Origin of the sequence: Streptomyces sp. NPDC015345 (genome assembly GCF_043078805.1) — a bacterium.
Lineage (GTDB): Bacteria > Actinomycetota > Actinomycetes > Streptomycetales > Streptomycetaceae > Streptomyces.
Window position 1 is genome coordinate 596,386 of sequence record NZ_JBIBTX010000001.1, and the last position, 18,108, is coordinate 614,493.

Genomic DNA, 18,108 nt, shown 5'->3' on the forward strand with positions numbered 1-18,108 from the left:
CACACTTGGAGCACTCCCTTGCGCATACGCACCATGGCCCCCGCGGTCCTCGCCGCCACCGCCCTCTCGGTGTCCCTGCTCGCCGCCTCGCCCGCCTCCGCGGCGACCGCGCGCCACCAGGGCGGGCTGCACCTCGGCTACATCCAGTACGACAGCCCGGGGCGCGACACCCGCTCCAACTCCTCGCTGAACGCGGAGTGGGTGAACATCCACAACAGCAGCCGCTCCGCGATCCAGCTCAAGGGCTACGAGCTGAAGGACGACACCGGCTACACCTACACCTTCGGCAGCTACAAGATCGGCGCCGGCAAGACCGTCAAGGTCCGCACCGGCAAGGGCACCAACACCTCCGGCGTGCGCTACTGGGGCCGCGGCAGCTACGTCTGGAACAACACCTCCGACAAGGCCCGCCTGGTCAAGCCGAGCGGCTCGCTCCAGGACTCCTGCTCCTGGACGCGGAGCGACCGCGGGACCAAGAACTGCCACTGACCACCGCCGAGGGGGAAGAACGGGGCGGCCGGTCCGCGGCGGGCGGGGGCCCGCGGGAATGACCCGGGCCGCGGAGCGGTTGCCCCGCGACATGACGACGAAGGTTCCCACCGCCCCCTCCCCCGCCGTGCTGCGCTACGCGGCGTTCACGGCCGACCCCTCCGGAGGCAATCCGGCGGGGGTCGTCCTCGAAGCGGCCGGGCTCGACGACGCGGCGATGCTCACGATCGCGGCCGACGTCGGGTACAGCGAGACGGCGTTCCTGACCCCGGCCGCCGGCAGCCCCGACGACTCCGAGCAGCACTACACCGCGCGGTACTTCAGCCCCAAGGCCGAGGTCCCCTTCTGCGGGCACGCCACCGTCGCGGCCGCGGTGGCGCTCGCGGAGCGGGACGGCGCCGTGACCGGTGACGGCGAGGAGGCCGCGTACGTCTTCGCGACCCGCGCGGGCACGGTGCCGGTGGCGGTCTCACGCGCGGCGGGCACCGTGCGGGCCACGCTCACCAGCGTCACCCCGCACGTCGAGGAGGCCGCGCCGGACGACGTGGCCGAGGCGCTCGCCGCGCTCGGCTGGGCCGCCGACGAGCAGGCCGCCGACCTGCCGCCCCGGATCGCCTTCGCGGGCGCCCGCCATCTGGTGCTCGCGGCCGCGACGCGCGCACGGCTCGCCCGCCTCGACTACGACTTCGCCCGGCTTGAGACGCTGATGCGGCGCCTCGACCTGACGACCGTCCAACTGGTGTGGCGGGAGTCGCGGTACGTCTTCCACGCCCGCGATCCGTTCCCGGTGGGCGGCGTCGTGGAGGACCCGGCGACGGGCGCGGCCGCCGCGGCCTTCGGGGCGTACGCCCGTGAACTCGCCCTCGTCCCGCCGGATTCGGTCCTCACCCTGCACCAGGGTGAGGACATGGGCCGGCCCGGCGTGCTGACGGTGACGTTGCGGGAAGGCGACCGGCGGGTGCGGGTGAGCGGGGCGGCGGTGCGGATCCCGCCCGCTCAGGCCTGACCCGTCTCGAAGCGGGAGATCCTGCCCGCGTCGTCGATGTCGAAGCGCCACTTCGTGCGCATCTCGCCCCATGCGTCGTTGCGGTAGGTGACGAGCAGCGTGCGGCCGGCGTCCGACTCCGACTCGACGTCCATGTGGCCGTGGGAGGAGAAGACCTCCCGGTCGGTCCAGTCGTCGATCTCCCGCTCGGAGCCGTCGTCGGACATGGTCGCGCCGGGCGCGAGCAGCGCCTCGAAGGCGTCCTTGTCATGGGAGTTCACCGCGGCGACGAAGGCACGGACCACGGGGTCGCCGAGCCGGTTTACCTGAATGCTCATGGGGTCACCGTCACACCGGGCCGCCCCCGGCGCCACCGGGCGGGCGGCGGCTCTCACCCGTACGGCCGCGCGGACCAGGTGCCCGGCGCCGGTCCGTCGGACGGTGGGGGAGGACCGTTTACGCCACCGACGACCCCCGGGAGCCCCGATGACCTGTTCATGCCTGGACCGACGCGACCTCGGCCTGCTGTTGCTGCGCGCGGGGACCGGAGGAGTGCTCGCCGCCCACGGCAGCCAGAAGCTGTTCGGCTGGTTCGGCGGCGGCGGCCTCGAGGGCACGGGCGCCTTCATGGAGTCCATCGGCTACGCACCCGGCAAGCGCAACGCCCTGACCGCGGGGCTCGCCGAGGCGGGCGGCGGCACGCTGCTCGCCCTCGGCCTCGCGACCCCGGCGGCGGGCTCCGCGGCGGCGGGCGCGATGGCGGGCGCCGCCGCCGTGCACGCGCCGCAGGGCTTCTTCAGCCAGGGCGGCGGCTACGAGTACCCGGCGTTCCTCGGCATGGTCTGCGCGGCCCTCGCCGTCACGGGCCCCGGCCGCTACTCCGTCGACCACGCGCTCGGCCACTGCCTCAACCGCGGCTGGATGGTGCCGGCGGCGCTCGCCGGGACGGCCGTCGGGGTGCTGGCGACGCTGGCCGCCAGGAAGAGGAAGGTCCGCGAGCAGAGCGAGGGTGTCCCGCCCGAGGCGTAGCCCGCCGTGGCAGGCTACGGGCCATGGACGACCACCCCCGCGAGCACCTGCCGGACCCGACGGACTCCCCGGACCTGTGGGACACCATCGACCGGCTGCACGGCTGGCTCGACGCCCACAACGACCGCGCGCCCCAAGAGGCCCTGCTGCTGCGCGTGTTGAAGCTCTCGGAGGAGGTCGGCGAGGTCGCTCAGGCGGTCATCGGCACCACCGGCCAGAACCCGCGCAAGGGCACCACCCACACCTGGGACGACGTCCGGGCCGAGCTGTGCGATGTCGTCGTGACGGCCATGGTGGCGCTGCGCACCCTGACCCCCGACACCCGGGCCGTCCTCACCGCGCATCTGCGGCGGGTGAGCGAGCGCTCGGAAAACCACGTGCGGGGCGGCAGTTGAGGCGTTAGCGTCGCCGCCCATGACCACTGACGTCGACCACCCGCCGCGGCTCACCCGGCTCGCCTTCCACGGCCCGCTCTCCGAGGACCGCGCGCGGCGGTTCGTGGACCGGCTCGCGGCGACGGAGCCCCGTACGGTCCTCGACCTCGGCTGCGGCTGGGGCGAGCTGCTGCTCCGCGTCGTCGGGGCCGTCCCGGGGGCCACCGGCGTCGGTGTGGACATCAAGGCGGAGGATCTGGCACGCGGCCGCGCCGCCGCCGAGAAGCGCGGCCTGGACGGCAGGGTGGTCTTCGCCGAGGAGTCGGCCACGGACACCGCGCGCGGCCCGGCCGACGTCGTGCTCTGCCTCGGCGCGAGCCAGGCCCTCAGCTCCGCCCCGCCGCCCCGCTCGACGGCCGAGGCGCTCCGTGCGCTGCGCGGCCTGGTCGCGCCCGGCGGCCGGGTCGTACTCGGTGAGGGCTTCTGGGAGCGGACGCCCTCGCGGGACGAGCTCGCCGCGATGTGGCCGGACGCCCGCGCCGACGAGCACCTGTCGCTCGGCGGCCTGGTGGACGCGGCGGTCGAGGCCGGGTTCCGGCCACTGTGGGTGGAGACGGCGAACGCCGACGAGTGGGAGGACTTCGAGTCCGGCTACCGCTGCGACACCGAGGAGTGGCTCGCCTCGCACCCCGGCCACCCCTTGGCGGCGGAGACGCGGGCGCGCGTCGACGCACAGCGTTCCAGCTGGCTGCGCGGCTATCGCGGTGTGCTCGGGCTCGCGTATCTCACTTTGGCCCCGGTCGCCTGAGGCGGGTTAGGGTCGGGCGTCACTGCATTACGGAACGTGAGTACGGAAAGAGGGCTGCACGATGGGTGCGCGGGTCACGGCGGTCAGCAGCAACGCCACGTACTCCTTCAGCAAGCCGAACCGGGGATGCGTCACGCTGCTCGCCGGGCTCGGCGTCGAGGGCGACGTGCACGCCGGGGAGAAGGTCAAGCACCGCTTCCGCGTCCGGCAGGACCCCGACCAGCCGAACCTGCGCCAGGTCCACCTCATCCACGAGGAACTCTTCGAGGAGCTGGCGGCGGACGGTTTCGCCGTGGCGCCGGGTGAGCTGGGCGAGAACATCACCACGCGCGGCCTCGACCTGCTCGGCCTGCCCACGGGCGCGCTGCTGCGCATCGGCGGGAGCGCGGTCGTGGAGATCACGGGGCTGCGCAACCCCTGCCGGCAGATCGACGACTTCCGGGCCGGGCTCATGAAGAAGGTCGTCGGGCGCGACGAGAGCGGCGCCGTCGTCCACCGGGCGGGCGTCATGAGCGTGGTCCACCAGGGCGGCGAGGTCCGCCCCGGTGACGCGATCGAGGTCGAGCTGCCTGAGGGCCCGCACCGACCGCTGAAAACCGTCTGACGCGGCTTCCTACGAGAGGTCCTGCCCGAACCACGTCTCGGCGAGCGCGTCGAGCGTGGGCTCGGGCGGAGCGGGCAGTTCGCGCAGGTACCAGGGCAGATGGCTGTACACGTGGAGCAGCGTGTACGCGAGGAGTTGGCGCGGATCGTACGTCGTGCCGTACGCCTTCATGAAGCGCGGGAGCAGCCCCGGTTCGGCGCGGGTGACGAAGAGTCCGACGCCCACGAAGTCGTACGCCCGGTCGCCGATCATGGCGGGCTCGAAGTCGAGGAGGCCGGTGAGGCGCCATCCGTCGTCGGGGTCGACGACCAGGTGCTGGCGCATGAACTCGGTGTGCAGCAGGGCGGGTCCGTGCACTTCGCCGGTGCCGGTGGCGGGCAGTGTCACCGAGTCCAGGAAGGCGGGGATCTGCTCAAGCCAGCTCTCGGGCAGTCCACGCTTGCGCTGCTGCTCCACCGCGCCGGCGCGCTGCCCGGCGAGGAAGGTGTCCCAGTCGCCGGGGCCGAGGACGTCGGCCAGCGGTTCGTGGTCGAGGGCGTGCAGCGCGGCGAGGGCCTGCGCGGCGTCGGTGATGATCCGCTCCCGGTCCGCCCGCGGGATGCGGGGCCAGGCGGTGGCGAGGCCTTCGCCTGGCAGGCGGGACATCAGGACGTAGCGCCAGCCGTTGACGTACGTGCCGACGTCGTGGAGCTCGGGGGTGGGGACGGGCAGCCTGCCCTGGACGTGGCCGAGCACGCGGGCCTCGGTGACGCAGTCCCTGGCGTCGAGCGCGGGGAACAGCTTGAGCACGTGCCGGTCGCCGATCGCGTAGACGGCCTGTGACCCTTCCGGGTAGCGGGTCAGGGGCGCTCCGCCCAGGCCGAGCCGCGCGCACAGGTCCTCCGCCCCGGGGCGCATGATCGCGTCGTCCGGGACGACGCGGTCCCATTCCTCGTCCGTGGTCACCTCGGGCAGCATGACGGCACCGTAGTGTCGGGCGGGGGGCGGCCGCGAACGGTTTTCCGACGGCGGCGCCGGTGAACTCGCCTGAGGGCGGCGCCCCTTGCCCGGAGGCGGGCGCCGCCCCGTGTCGCGCGTCAGAAGACGAACGGTCCCGGCGACTGCGCCGATGTGGCCTCGCAGGTCACGGTGATGCCGAAGACGACGATCTTCAGGGATTTCCCGGCGAGGCTGTCGCCCGCGGCGACGGTCCCGGTGAGGGGGCCCGTGGAGACGGGGCCGCCGGCGGGTATGGCCGGGTTGGAGTTGCCGGTGAACGCGGTCGTCCCCGAGCCGTTCTTGGTGAGGGTGAGGGTCGAGTCGACGGAGCCCGCCGCCACGTCGATGGGGGCCGTGATCGCCGAGGTGGACACCTCGATGGTGGCGCTGGTGCCGTTCTGGGCGGCGGTGAGGGTCGCCGTCCCGGAGCCGAACGATCCGCAGTCGAACGAGAGGGTGGCGGTCCGCGGCTCCACGGCACCGGCCGCGGGTGCCATCGCGAGCGCGCCGACGGCGAGTACGCCGGCGCCCAGGGCCGAGCCGATGCCTCTACTGAGCGTGTCGTGTCGCATGGGGGCCTGCCTTCGTTGGCCTGGAGGGTGGGGGGAGCGATCCCGGTCGGCTGTACGGGTGTTGACGGAGCGTCAGGCAGCGGGATCGCGCCCATTGAGGCACAGGCCACCGAAGGAGACAAGGCAGACCCCCATGATTATTGACATGTCACGACCAAATCCGGCCGCTCAGCTCTCCCCCTCCGCCGCGGCGGCGACGCCCTCGGCCAGGAGAGCGACGTACGCACCCGTCCACGCCTCGACCGTCGCGCGGTCCCACAGGTCGGTCGAGTACTCCAGATAGCCGGAGAGGACGTCCCCCGTGGGGATCAGGCCGAAGTTGAACTCCGAGCGCGCGCCGGGCACCGCCAGGTCCTCCACCGCCGTGGTCACACCCGGCAACTCGATGTCCGTCTCCAGCGAGCTCTGGTACTGGAAGCCGAGCGGCAGCCGGTCCGGGACCTCGGTGCCGAGCGCCTCCGTCAGCTCCGCCGCCACCGTCCGGATCGGCGCGGCATGGTCGATGGCCCCGACCGCGCCGCGCGCCACCTGGTCCACCAGCGCCCCGAACGAGGCGGCCTCGCCGCCGCGGATCCGCAGCGTGAAGGACGACACCGTGCAGGCCGCGAGCGCCTCGAACTCCCGCCGCTCGCGGTTGGCGTAGGAGATGGCGAGCAGGACGTCCGGCTCGCCCGTCACCTTCGCGACCAGCCGCCCGAGGGCCGCCGCCGTCACCACGAAGGGCGTCGTGCGGTGCCGCCGCGCCATCGCCTCCACACCGGCCCGTACGGCCGGCTCCACCGTGAACAGCACCACGTCCCCGGCGCCGCTCAGCTTCTGCGGACGGGGCCGGTCCAGCGGCAGCGCCAGGCCGAACGGCGCGCCCTTGAGCTCCCGCGCCCAGTAGTCGACCAGGCGGCCCCGGTCCTGGGTGCGGCCGTGCTCCCGCTGCCAGCGCGCGTACTCGCCCGGCTGCGGCACGCTCACGGCCAGGCCGTGCGGCGTCCCGGTGGCCGCCGCGCGGTACAGCGCGGCCAGTTCGCGCAGCAGGACGCTGACCGACCAGCCGTCGCAGGCGGCGTGGTGCAGGACGAAGAGCAGCGCCCAGCGGTCATGGCCGGTGCGCAACAGGCGGAGTACGGGGGCGAGTTCGGCGCGGATGTCGAAAGGCTCCGCAGCCGTCTCCGCCGCCAGGCGCTCGCCCTCCGCCGCCGCTTCCGCCGCCGAACCGAGGCGCGCGAACAGGTCCTCCTCGGGCAGCTCGACCGGCCGGGGGCGCAACGCCTCCTGCCGCCACTCCCCCGTGACCGCGTCCTCCACGAGCCGGGTGCGCAGCGCCTCGTGGCGGGCGACAAGGCCGGTCAGCGCGGTGCGCAGGGCCGGGACGTCCAGCGTTCCCGTGAAGGTGAGGCGCATGGCCACGTTGTAGATCTGCGGGCGTGGGTGGGTCAGATGCCGGGTGATGAAGGCGCTCTGCTGGGCGGTGACGGGGGCGCTGCCGAGTACGTCACCCGGGTCGCCGTCCGTCCCGTCCGCGAGGTACGCCGCCATCGCGCGCAGCGTGGGCTCCTCGTAGAAGCGGGCGACGGGGTACTCGACGCCGAACTCCTCCCGCACGCTGTTGGCCAGGCGGATGGCGGTGAGGGAGTGGCCGCCCAGCTCGAAGAACGAGGCGTCGGGGCCGACCGCGCCCGAGTCCAGCTCGAACTCCGCGGCCCACAGCTCCCGCAGGCGCGCCTCGACGTCCCTCGCCGCGGGAGGCGCGGGGCGCGCGGGGGTGGTGGCGGCCGGTGCCTTGCCGGGCCCGCCCGGGCCGGTGGGCGAGGTGATGAGCGCGGGGGCGGGCAGCGCGGCCCGGTCCAGCTTTCCGTTGCCGGACAGCGGGAGCGCGGACAGGACGGACCAGGCGCGCGGCACCAGGTGGTCGGGCAGCCGCGCGGCCAGCTCCTCCGTCAGGCGGTCGGCGAGCTCCTGGTGGCGTGCAGTCGGCGTCGCGGGTACGACATAGGCGCCGAGCCGGGCCTCGCCCCGCTGGTCACGGCGGGGCAGGACGACCGCCTCGGCGACGCCCGCGCAGCCGTTGAGGGCGCGTGTGACCTCCTCGGGCTCGACGCGGTAGCCCCGTATCTTCACCTGGTCGTCGCCGCGGCCCAAAAATTCCAGGACCCCCGACTCGTCCCGGCGCACCAGGTCCCCGGTGCGGTACATCGGCTCCGTGCCGCCCAGCGGATCGCGGACGAAGCGCTCCGCCGTCAGGTCGGGCCGGCCCAGGTAGCCGGTGGCCACGCCGGGTCCGCCGACGTACAGCTCCCCGGCCTCCCCCGCGGGCACCTCGCGGCCCCGCGCGTCGAGCACCCGCAGCGTGACGTTGTCGACGGGGCGCCCTATCGGGATAGGTGCGATGGCCGCGTCGCCGCTACCGGCGGGCTCCACCGTGTGGGCCGTGCACAGCACCGTCGTCTCGGTGGGCCCGTACACATTCACCGTCTCGTACGGGGCGCCGGGGCGCGGCCGGGTGCGCAGCACGTCGCCGCCCAGCAGCAGGTGCCGCAGCGGTGGCTGGAGGTCGTCCGGCAGTGCGAGGACCGCCTCACCGAGGGCGGTGGGCAGGATGGAGAAGGTGATCTTCCGGTCCGTGTACCAGCGGGCCAGGGCGGCCGGGTCCTTGCGGGCCGTCTCGTCGGCGACGACGACCGTGGCGCCGGCGGTCAGCGCGGGCCAGATCTCCAGCGCGGCGGCGTCGAAGCCCTGGCTGCACACGGCGGCGCTGCGGTCGTCCGCGGTGAACCCGAAGCGTTCGTGGTGCCACTGGCAAAGGTCCACCACGGCCCGGTGCGGTACGGCCACGCCCTTGGGGGTGCCGGTGCTGCCGGAGGTGTAGATGGCGAAGCAGAGGGACTCGGGTCCGGGCGCGGAGCGGGGGGCCGGGGCGGTGTACGGCGGACCCGGCGCGGGCCCGGCCGCCGCGTCCACCACGGCCGTGCCGGGCGGGGGCGTCGGCCGGGCGTCCGCGGGTTCCTCGCCGTTGACCACGAGGATCCGGGTGCCGCTCTCCGCGAGGATCGTCTCGGCCCGCGCCCTGCCCTGGCCGGGGTCCAGCGGCACGTAACCGTGGCCCGCCTTGAGCGCCGCGAGCATGGCGACGATCAGGTCGGTGCCGCGCGGCAGCCACAGGGCGACCGGCGCGCCGCCGCCGTCCCGGCCGCGCAGGACGGCCGCGAGCCGTTCGGCGCGCTGGTCCAGCTCGCGGTAGGTCAGCGTCTCGCCGCCGCTGATCACGGCGGTGCGGTCGGGGGCCGCCTCCGCCCAGCGGGAGGCCAGGGCGTGGACGGTGCTGCGGGTGCGCTGCCGGACGCGGCCGCGCCGCCACCCGTCGCCCACCGCTTCCGCGAGGACGTCACGGAACGTCCCGAAGAGCGCGTCGACCGTCGTCTCGTCGAAGAGGTCGGTGTTGTACTCCAGGTGGCAGCGGATGCCGTCCGGCTGGTCGGTGAAGTACACGCTGAGGTCGGTCAGCGCCTTGTCGGGGCCGGAGTCGAGCGGTGTCGCGCGTACCCCGGGCAGGTCGAAGCGGAAGGGGTCGTCCGGCTCGAACTCGGCGAGCGTCTGGAAGACCGGCGTCCGGTCGAGCGCCCGCGCGGGGGTCAGCTCCCGGACGACTGCCTCGAAGGGCACGTCCGCGTGGTCGTACGCGTCCAGGGCGACCGCGCGCACGCGGTCCAGGAGCGTGCCGAAGTCCGGGTCGCCGCTGAGGTCCAGGCGCAGCGCCAGGGTGTTCACGAAGAACCCGACGACGTCCTCGTACGGCGGGGTTCGGTCCGACATCGGGGTGCCGACGACGAGGTCGTCCTGACCGGTGACGCGGCCCAGCGCCGCCGCGTAACCGGCGAGCAGCGTCATGAAGAGGGTGCAGCGCCTCTTGCGCCCGAACTCCCTGACTTGACCGGATAGTTCGGGTGACAACGTCCGGAACAGGGCGCGGCCGTTCGACGTCATCACGGCGGGCCTCGGCCGGTCGGTGGGCAGGGCGAGGACCGGCAGGTCGCCGTCGAGCGCCTTCTTCCAGTACGCGAGGTCCTCCGCCGCCTTCGCACCGCCGAGCGAGTCGAGCTGGCCGCGGGCGTGGTCGGCGTAGGTGCGGGTGAGGGCGGGCAGCCCCGCGTCCGGGGCGCCCGCGAGCCGCGCGCGGTACAGGGCGGAGAGGTCGCGGGCGAGCACGGCTGCCGACGCCGCGTCCATCACGATGTGGTGCAGCGACAGGATCAGGACGTGCCGCTCGGTACCCAGCCGGACCAGGCGCGTGACGAACAGCGGCCCCTCCGCCAGATCGAAGCGGCGCTCGCTCTCGGCCTTGAGGGCGTCGGCGACCACGTCACCGCCGGGGGTCGCCCCGTCGACGACCGCGAAGTCCACCTCACTCGGCCTCCGGGCGAACTGCCGCGCCTCTCCGCCCACTTCCCGGAAGACGGTACGCAGCTGCTCGTGCCGCTCGACCAGCGCGTGCAGGGCGGCGCGCAGGGCACCGACGTCAAGCGGCCCTTCGAGCTCGATGGCCTTGGTCTCGTTGTACGCGGTACGGCCGGGGAGCATCCGCTCCAGGAACCAGATCCGCTGCTGGCCGGGGGAGAGCGGAGTCCCGGAGGCGGGCGCCGGAGCCGTCCCGGGAGCGGCTGGTGAAGTGAGCGCGGCAGCCGTGGGAGAAGGCGCGGCGGGCACCGGAGCGGAGGCAGACACGGTCGTCGGAGCAGGTGCGGTGGGCGCCGTCGCGAGCCCGGACACGGCCGTCGGAGCAGACGCGGCGGACGCCGGGCCGGGTGCGGGCACTGCCCCCTGAGAAGACGTGGCGGGCACCGCGCAGGCGCTGCGCAGAGCGTTGAGGTGGGTCAGGCCGGATCTCATCGCGGTGGCGGCCACGCCGAAGTCGACCAGGGCCACTACCTCGTCGGCGCCCGCGGCACGCACCTCCTCGACCACGGGCCGCACGCTCTCGGGGCTGCCGATCAGGGCCCGTTGGTCGCAGTAGCGGTCGTAGGCGCGGCGGAAGAGCACGTCCAGGTCGTCCTCCGACATCGCCGACAGGTCGACCTGATGCCCCAGGCTGTTGGCGACGCCGCCGAACAGCGACAAGGACGCCCGCATGTACCGCGACAACGGCTCGCGGGCCTCCGCGCGCGCCGCCGCGTGGTCCTCCGCCAGGTAGGTGTGCAGGAGCACGGCCACGCGCCCCGCCTCCGGGTCCAGGCCGTGCTCGGCGCGCGTACGGCGGTAGAGGGCGATGTTCTCGCGGAGCTGCTCGATGCCCTGCGTCATGAGGTTGGTGACGATGCCGAGGTCATGGCGTGCGGCCAGCTCGTACGATGCCGGGTTGCCGACGACGGCCGTGTACATCGGCGGGGCGTCCTGGACGGGCCGCGGGAACAGCCGCAGGTCGCTCTCCCCGGCGCCGGTGGTGCGGCGCACGGACTCGCCGCGCCACAACTGCCGCACCTGGGCGACCTGTTCGTACATCGTCTCCTTGTGGGAGCCGAACCGCTCGGGGAAGAAGACGAAGTCATTGGCGTGCCAGCCACTGGCGCAGCCGATGCCGACGCGGCCCCCGGAGAGGTTGTCGACCATCGACCACTCCTCGGCGACGCGGATCGGGTCGTGCAGCGGCAGCACGACGGAGCCGGCGTTGATGCGGACGCGCTCGGTCTCGCGGGCGAGCGCTGCGGCGAGTACGACCGGGTTGGGGAAGAGGCCGCCGAAGGAGTGGAAGTGCCGTTCGGGGATCCACAGGGAGTGGAAGCCGTTGCGGTCGGCGAAGCGGGCGGTCTCCAGGAGGTGGTCGTACTTGCCGTGCCGGGGACTCTTCTCGTCCTGCGGGTAGTCGCCGAAGAAGTAGACGCCGAAGTCGAGGGGGCGGGGGCGGGGGCGGGGCGCCACGGGCCGGGCGGGGGCGGCGGCAGCGGCCGCGGCGCCGTTCCACGCCATGGCCTGCGGCTTCGGCACCGCGGCAACCGGGGCAACCGGAGCCACGGAAGCCACCGGAAGCGCCTTCGCCTTCGTACGGAAGAAGCCCGCGTCCCGTAGCTCCCGCAAGGACCCCTTGACCGCGTCCGCGATGAACTCAACGTCGCCGTCGGAGTGTTCGGTGGAGAGGAAGAAGTTGCGCCACTCCCACACATGGACGCCACGCAGCATGAGGTGGTGGTAGAGCAGCTCCATGTCGGCGCGGTGCTCGAACCGGAACATGGAGCCGAAGTGGCTCATGCTCAGGGCGAACTCCTCCGCCTCGAAGAAGGAGTTGAGCGTGCCGGCCAGTTCGTCGGTACGGGCGTTCAGCCGCTCCTGGAGCCGGGGGCTGTGCTCCTTGAGGTGGGCCAGCACGGCGCGCGCGGCGACCATCGACACGGGGTGCTGGATGTACGTACCGCCGAAGAAGGTGGTGTCGGCCTGCGGGTAGCTGTCGTCCCCGTAGCTCCAGTACCCGCCGTCGATGCCGTCCATGATGTCGGCGCGGCCCGCGATGGCCCCGATGGGGAAGCCGCCGCCGAGCAGCTTGCCGTAGGTGGCGAGGTCGGGGGTGACGCCGTACAGCTCCTGGGCGCCGCGCGGCGCGGGGCGGAAGCCGGTCAGCATCTCGTCGAAGAGCAGCACGATGCCGTGCCGCGCGGTCAGCTCGCGCAGCCGTCGTACGAAGGCCGCGGGCTGGAGGGCCGGGTGGCGGCTCTGCACCGGCTCGACGACGACGGCCGCGATGCCGTCCGCCTGCCGCTCGATGACGGCGAGGCTCTCCTCGCTGCCGTAGGGCAGGACCAGCAGGTCGGCGACGGCGTTCTGCGGGACGCCCGCGGACATGGGGACGGTGGTGAGGCCTTCGCCGCCGGTGCGCGGGGAGCGGCCGAGGACGTTGTCGTTGTGGCCGTGGTAGGCGCCCTCGAAGGTGATGATCCGGGTGCGGCCGGTGGCGGCGCGGGCGAGGCGGATCGCGGCGGAGTTCGCCTCGGTGCCGGAGTTGGCGAAGGCGACCCGCTCCATGCCGGTCAGCTCGGCGAGGAGTTCGGCGGCCTCGCCCGTCTCGACGTTGCGGGGGCCGAGCTGGACGCCGCGCGACAGGTGCTCGCGCACGGCCTCGGAGACGAAGGCGGGCTCGTGGCCGAAGAGCAGCACGCCGAAGCCCATGGTGATGTCGACGTAGCGGTTGCCGTCGACGTCCTCCAGCCATGAGCCCTTGGCCCGCCGCCCCGCGATGGGGTACAGCATCTCCTTCGTGCTGCTGCGGAAGCCCACCGCGGCCCGGCTGTCGGCCAGCACCCGGCGGTAGCGCTGGGCGATCCGCTTCGACGTGGGCGTCTTGGCGGTGTAGCGGCGCACCAGGTCGTCGAGGTGGGCCCGCTGGGACTCGGGCGAGCCCCCGCCGACCATGCCGGAGGCGCGGGCCACCTCCAGGCGCGGGCCGTGCTGGGCGGGCCGGGCCCGCTCGGCGGGGGGCGCGTCCTGGGTGGTGGGCGCGGCCTCGGCTGCGGATGCCTGCGCCGGTACGCCCATCTGCTCGGCGATGCGCTGCGACAGCTCGGCCATCGCGGCGAGGTCCTGGTCGACCGCCGCGGAGACGGAGCGGCCGGGGGCGCTCATCGGTCCGTCCGGACGGTCTGGGCGGTCTGGGCGGCCAGCAGCTGGGAGAGCTGGCCCATCAGCTGGAGCTGCATCTGCGAGAGCTGGTGCACCTGGCGTACGAGGTCCTCGACCTCCTGGCGGGTGGCGTACTCGGCCTGGGCGGCGGGTGCGGGGGCGGGCGGCTCCGGTGCTGCCGGCGAAGGCGCGAGCGTCGGCGTGGCCTCGGGGGCCGGGGCGGGCGGCTCAGGAACCGTCAGTGAAGGCGCGGGCGCGGGCGCCGGCGGCTCAGGCGACGCGGGCGCCACCCCCGCTCCCCCCATCTTGCGCACGATGATCAGAGCCAGCCCCTTCGCCGACCCCGCCTCCTCGAAGAGCTCCCGCATCGACACCTTGACCCGGTGCTCCTCCTCCAGCTCCCGCAGCACGCCGATCATTTGCAGCGAGTCCGCGCCGAGGTCGAAGAAGGAAGCGTCCTCCGCTATCTCGCTCGTGTCATAGCTGAGGTGTTGCGCCGTGACCTTGATGATGTGCTGGAGCACGCGCTCGACCGCTGCCTCGTCCTGTGCCACTTCGGCCCCATCCCTTGCCGGTTGTGCGGGCCGGGGAAGGTGGTTCTCCGGCCCTGTCCAGTAGTCCTTGTGCTGGAAGCGGTAGCCGGGCAGGGGGATCCTGCGGCCCGCCCCGCCCATGAGGGCCCGCCAGTCGACCGGTGCCCCGGCCCGGTAGAGGCCGGCCGCCGCGTCCCGGAGCGGTGCGAGTCCGCCGCCGCGCCGCAGCGTCGGATACGCCGCCCGGTCCGGCAGCTGCCGCCGTGCGAGCCCGCTGAGTGTGGTGTGCGGGCCGAGCTCCAGGAGCGTGCCGGTGCCCGTGTGCGACGTGCCGAGCTCGTGCAGGGCGTCGGCGAATCTCACCGGTTGACGCGTCTGTCGTACGAGATAGTCGGTGTCCGGGAGCCAGCCCGGCGGCCGGGTGCGCCCGTCGAGGCCGCTCACGAACGGCACCTCGACCGGCCTGAACTCCACCTCCGCGCACAGCTCGCGCAGCCCGTCGAGGGCCGGGTCCATCAGGGCCGTGTGGAACGCGTGCCGCACCGGCAGCTCACGCGCCGGGACCCCGCGCGCGGCCAGCAGGGTCTTCAGGCGCTCCACGGCCGCGGCCGGGCCCGCGAGAACCTGGCCGCGCGGGCCGTTGACGACGGCGAGCTCGACGCCGGGCACCTCGGCGGCCAGTTCCGCGGCCTCGTGCGCCGCGACCGGGACCGCGAGCATCGCGCCGGGCGCGCAGTGGCGGCGCATGAGCGCGCCGCGCCCCGCCGTCAGGCACAGCCCGTCCTCGATGCCGAATACCCCGGCCGCGTACAGCGCCGCGTACTCCCCCACGCTGTGCCCGGCCACCACACTCGGCGTGATCCCGGCCTCGCGCCATAGGCGGATCAGCGCGCACTGGAGGGCGAAGAGCGCGGGCTGCGCCAGTTCGGTGGGCCAGGGGGGCTCGGCGCCGGGGTCCTCCTGGTCCAGCAGCGGGGTCAGCAGGCTGTCGCCGCCGGTGAGCGCGGCGTACTGCCGCTCGCAGGTGTCCAGGACCTCGCGTACGACGGGGAAACGGTCGTGGAGGTGGCGTGCCGCGCCCCGGTGGAGGCTGCCCTGTCCGGTGAAGAGGAACCCGGTGTCGGCCCCGTCCGTCCCGGCCGCCGCCGGTTGTGGGTCCGCGAGCCAGGCGTCGAGGGCCTCGGTGAACGCGGCCACCGTGTCGCCGCGTACCGCGAGGCGGTGCCTGCGGTGGGCGCGGCCGAGCGCCAGCGTCGTCACGACGTCCGCGGGGTGCGTGCCGGGGTGCGCGCGCAGGTGGTCGCGCAGGGCCCGCGCGTTGTCGGTGAGCGCCCCCTCGGTGTGACCGGAGACGACGAGGATGTCCGGGGGTGGCGGTGTGTCGGCGGCGGGGCGGGGCGCGGGCTCGGGGGCCTCTTCAAGGACGACGTGGACGTTGGTGCCGCCGACGCCGAAGGAGCTGACGCAGGCCCGGCGGGGCGCGTCGCCGCGAGGCCAGGGGCGAGGCGACTCGGGGATGTAGAACGGACTCGCCGCGAGGTCGAGGGCCGGGTTCGGGCGGCGGAAGCCCGCCATCGGCGGGATGACGCCGTGCCGCAGCACGAGCAGGGCCTTGATGAGGCTCGCCAGGCCCGAACACACGTCGAGGTGACCGATGTTGGCCTTGACCGAGCCGAGCGCGCAGTAGCCGGTGCGGTCGGTGTCGGCGCGGAACGCGGCGGTGGCGCCCTCGAACTCGATCGGGTCGCCCTTGAAGGTGCCGGTCCCGTGGGTCTCCAGGTAGCCGATGGTGTCCGCGCCGACGCCCGCCTTCTCCAGGGCGCGCCGGATGGCGCCCCGCTGGCCGTCGGCGCTGGGCGCGGAGAACGCCCGCTTGTCGGCGCCGTCGTTGTTGACTCCCCAGCCCCGGATGACGCCGTGGACGTGGTCGCCGTCCGCGAGCGCCCGGTCGAGGCGCTTGAGCACGAGGGCCGCGACGCCCGTGCCGCCGACGGTGCCGTCGGCGTCGGCGTCGAAGGGCCGCAGGTGACCGCTCTTGGAGAGGATGGACCCCTTGACGTACTGGTAGCCGAGGACCTGCGGCACGTGCACGGCGGTGGCCCCGGCCACCGCGATGTCGCACTCGCCGTGGGCCACGGACTGCGCGGCGAGGTACACCGCCGTCAGCGAACTGGAGCACGCCGTCTGGATGTTGATGGCTGGGCCGGTCAGGCCGAGGCGGTACGCGGCGCGGTTGGCGGCGAAGTCGGTGAAGTTGCCGATGGTGACCTGGAGCCCGGCCACCCAGTCGGCCACGCCGTCCGGCAGGACGTTGTTCTGGAGGTAGGTCTGGAGGGAGTAGAGGTGGTAGCCGGTGCTGGCGTAGACGCCCACGTGGTGGCTGTCGGCCGCTTGCCCTCCCGCGTACCCGGCGTTCTCCAGGGCATGGTGCACGCACTCCAGGAAGAGCCGCTGCTGGGGGTCGGTGATGCGGGCCTCGTGCGCGCTCATCCCGAAGAAGCCCGCGTCGAAGCCCGCGATGCCCTCCAGTACGCCGCTGGCCCCCACGAAGTCGTCGGCGCGGTACTGCTCCTCGGGGATGCCCGCGGCGGCCAGTTCGGCCTCGGTGAAGCGGCGGATGCGGTCGGCGCCGTCGCGGATCGTGCGCCAGTACTCCTCGGGGGTGTCCGCGCCGGGCAGCCGGAAGGACATCCCTACGACGGCCACGGCATCGGGGGCGGCGTTGACGGTCATCGGGCCTCGCTCTCGACGGGCGGCACGTCGCGTTCCGGCGCCGTCTCGGGCGCGGGGCGGTCCCGGCGGCCGTACCGCACCATGACGACGAACATCCCGAGGCACAGGACGATCGCCAGCCCATGCAGCAGCCCCACGACTTGGAGCGGCCGGAAGTGGTCGAGAAGCGCGCCGCTCAGGAGCATCCCGAGCCCGAACCCGGTGTTCTCGACCGAGGCGGAGAGGCCGAAGAGCCGGCCGCGCTGCGCGTCGGGTGCCGCCTGGAGCCGGCTGACGTAGGCGATCTCGGTGAGCCCGTCGGCCATGCCTGCCACCAGGGCCGCCACGACGGCCACCCCCGTGGGCAGCCCGGCGAAGACCACGATGAACGCGGCCGACATCACACAGGCCCCGATCGCGAAGGCCCGCTCCCCCGGCCCCTGCCGCCCGCCGCGCCCGGCCCAGCGTCCGCACACCTGCTGCATGACGATGTTGCCGATGGCCCACGTGGCCCAGAACTGGCTGACGAACGTGGCGGGATGCGAGGGATCGAGGGCGCTGGAGTAGACGGGCAGGGCGACGTTGTGGGACGACGACCCGAGGCCGTCGGCGGCTCGGACGGCGATCATGACGGCGAGCACGGGGGCGGCGCGCAGCAACAGCAGCGAACCGGCCTGCCGTCGCCGCGCACGCCTCCCTCCGTCCTTGTCCGCCTCCTGTGGCTCCTGCGACTCGGTTGCCTGCGACGCGGCCGCCTTGGTGCGGATCGGCAGGGCGAGAAGGACACTGGCCGAGACGGCGAAGGAGGCGGCGTCGAGGGAGATGGCGGCGACGTAGCCGAGCTTCGCGACGATGACGCCCGCGGAGGCGAACCCGGCGATCATCGCGAGTGAACGCCCCGTGGCGAGCAGCGAGTTGGCGCGCACGCGCAGCTCGCCGCCGACGATCTCCGGGATGCTGCTGCGCAGGGCGACGCCCGAGAGGGTCGAGCAGAACCCGGTGACGACGGCGAGGACGTACAGCAGCCCCGCCCGTCCGGCCTCGGGGGCGATCAGCAGCGCTACCATGGCGAGGCACTGAGTCAGATCGGCGCCGACCATCAACCTCTTGCGGTCGTACGCCGAGACCAGCCGTCCGCTCACAAAGCCGGATACGACGCTGGTCATGAGACGTACGGTCATGAACAGCCCGGCGGCCAGGGCGCTGTCGGTCACCTCGTAGACGAAGACGTTGAGGGCGACCATGTTCAGGTAACTGCCGTATGCCGATACGGCGTTACCCACGACGAGCAGGCGAAAGTGCCTCAACGTTCCCCCTGGTCCGCCTCTGTACCGCTGCTCTGTTGCCGTTCACCGGCCGTGCACGGCTGGACTCAGCCGAGACGGCTTCACACTCACCCGCTCGGAAGCGCGCCTAAAGTCACCCGAGTTG

The 18,108-nt window shown here is 73.6% G+C and carries 12 protein-coding genes; 6 read left to right on the forward strand and 6 right to left on the reverse strand.

The window, feature by feature from the left end; all coding sequences use genetic code 11:
- Positions 1-18: 18 nt before the first annotated feature.
- Complete coding sequence (locus ACF062_RS02760; protein WP_392134784.1) at positions 19-489, forward strand: lamin tail domain-containing protein; 471 nt, start codon at positions 19-21, stop codon at positions 487-489.
- Positions 490-580: 91 nt separating this feature from the next.
- A complete protein-coding gene (locus ACF062_RS02765) occupies positions 581-1,495 on the forward strand; it encodes a PhzF family phenazine biosynthesis protein (RefSeq protein ID WP_392134787.1) in 915 nt (304 codons plus the stop codon).
- Here ACF062_RS02765 and ACF062_RS02770 read toward each other — a convergent pair.
- Complete coding sequence (locus tag ACF062_RS02770) at positions 1,486-1,812, reverse strand: nuclear transport factor 2 family protein (RefSeq protein WP_392134790.1); 327 nt, start codon at positions 1,810-1,812, stop codon at positions 1,486-1,488. The genes ACF062_RS02765 and ACF062_RS02770 overlap by 10 nt on opposite strands.
- A 148-nt stretch (positions 1,813-1,960) precedes the next feature.
- Between ACF062_RS02770 and ACF062_RS02775 the strand changes: the two genes are divergently transcribed.
- The 4 genes from ACF062_RS02775 (at position 1,961) to ACF062_RS02790 (ending at position 4,289) form a co-directional block, all read left to right on the forward strand.
- Positions 1,961-2,503: a DoxX family protein gene (locus tag ACF062_RS02775; protein ID WP_392134793.1), complete on the forward strand. Its 543-nt coding sequence runs from the start codon at positions 1,961-1,963 to the stop codon at positions 2,501-2,503.
- 23 nt (positions 2,504-2,526) lie between these two features.
- Complete coding sequence (locus ACF062_RS02780; protein WP_392134795.1) at positions 2,527-2,898, forward strand: MazG-like family protein; 372 nt, start codon at positions 2,527-2,529, stop codon at positions 2,896-2,898.
- 19 nt (positions 2,899-2,917) lie between these two features.
- Entirely contained in the window at positions 2,918-3,685 is a 768-nt protein-coding gene (locus ACF062_RS02785; protein ID WP_392134798.1) for an SAM-dependent methyltransferase, read from the forward strand.
- Positions 3,686-3,746: 61 nt separating this feature from the next.
- The gene (locus ACF062_RS02790; RefSeq protein ID WP_392134801.1) at positions 3,747-4,289 is read left to right on the forward strand and encodes an MOSC domain-containing protein; all 543 of its coding nucleotides are present in this window, start codon (positions 3,747-3,749) and stop codon (positions 4,287-4,289) included.
- A gap of 9 nt (positions 4,290-4,298) precedes the next feature.
- Here ACF062_RS02790 and ACF062_RS02795 read toward each other — a convergent pair whose 3' ends face one another.
- From ACF062_RS02795 to ACF062_RS02815, 5 genes are all read right to left on the reverse strand, one after another.
- On the reverse strand, positions 4,299-5,246 hold the full coding sequence (locus ACF062_RS02795; RefSeq protein ID WP_392134802.1) for an aminoglycoside phosphotransferase family protein: 948 nt from the start codon (positions 5,244-5,246) through the stop codon (positions 4,299-4,301).
- 119 nt (positions 5,247-5,365) lie between these two features.
- Positions 5,366-5,839 (reverse strand): hypothetical protein, encoded by a 474-nt coding sequence (locus ACF062_RS02800; RefSeq protein WP_392134805.1) that lies wholly within the window; start codon positions 5,837-5,839, stop codon positions 5,366-5,368.
- 168 nt (positions 5,840-6,007) lie between these two features.
- Entirely contained in the window at positions 6,008-13,435 is a 7,428-nt protein-coding gene (locus tag ACF062_RS02805) for a MupA/Atu3671 family FMN-dependent luciferase-like monooxygenase (protein WP_392134808.1), read from the reverse strand.
- Positions 13,432-16,698, reverse strand: coding sequence for a type I polyketide synthase (locus ACF062_RS02810; protein ID WP_392134811.1), 3,267 nt, complete (start codon positions 16,696-16,698; stop codon positions 13,432-13,434). Before ACF062_RS02810 ends, ACF062_RS02805 begins: the two co-directional genes overlap by 4 nt.
- Positions 16,695-17,960: an MFS transporter gene (locus ACF062_RS02815; RefSeq protein ID WP_392134814.1), complete on the reverse strand. Its 1,266-nt coding sequence runs from the start codon at positions 17,958-17,960 to the stop codon at positions 16,695-16,697. The genes ACF062_RS02810 and ACF062_RS02815 overlap by 4 nt, the downstream gene beginning before the upstream one ends.
- Positions 17,961-18,108: the final 148 nt, after the last annotated feature.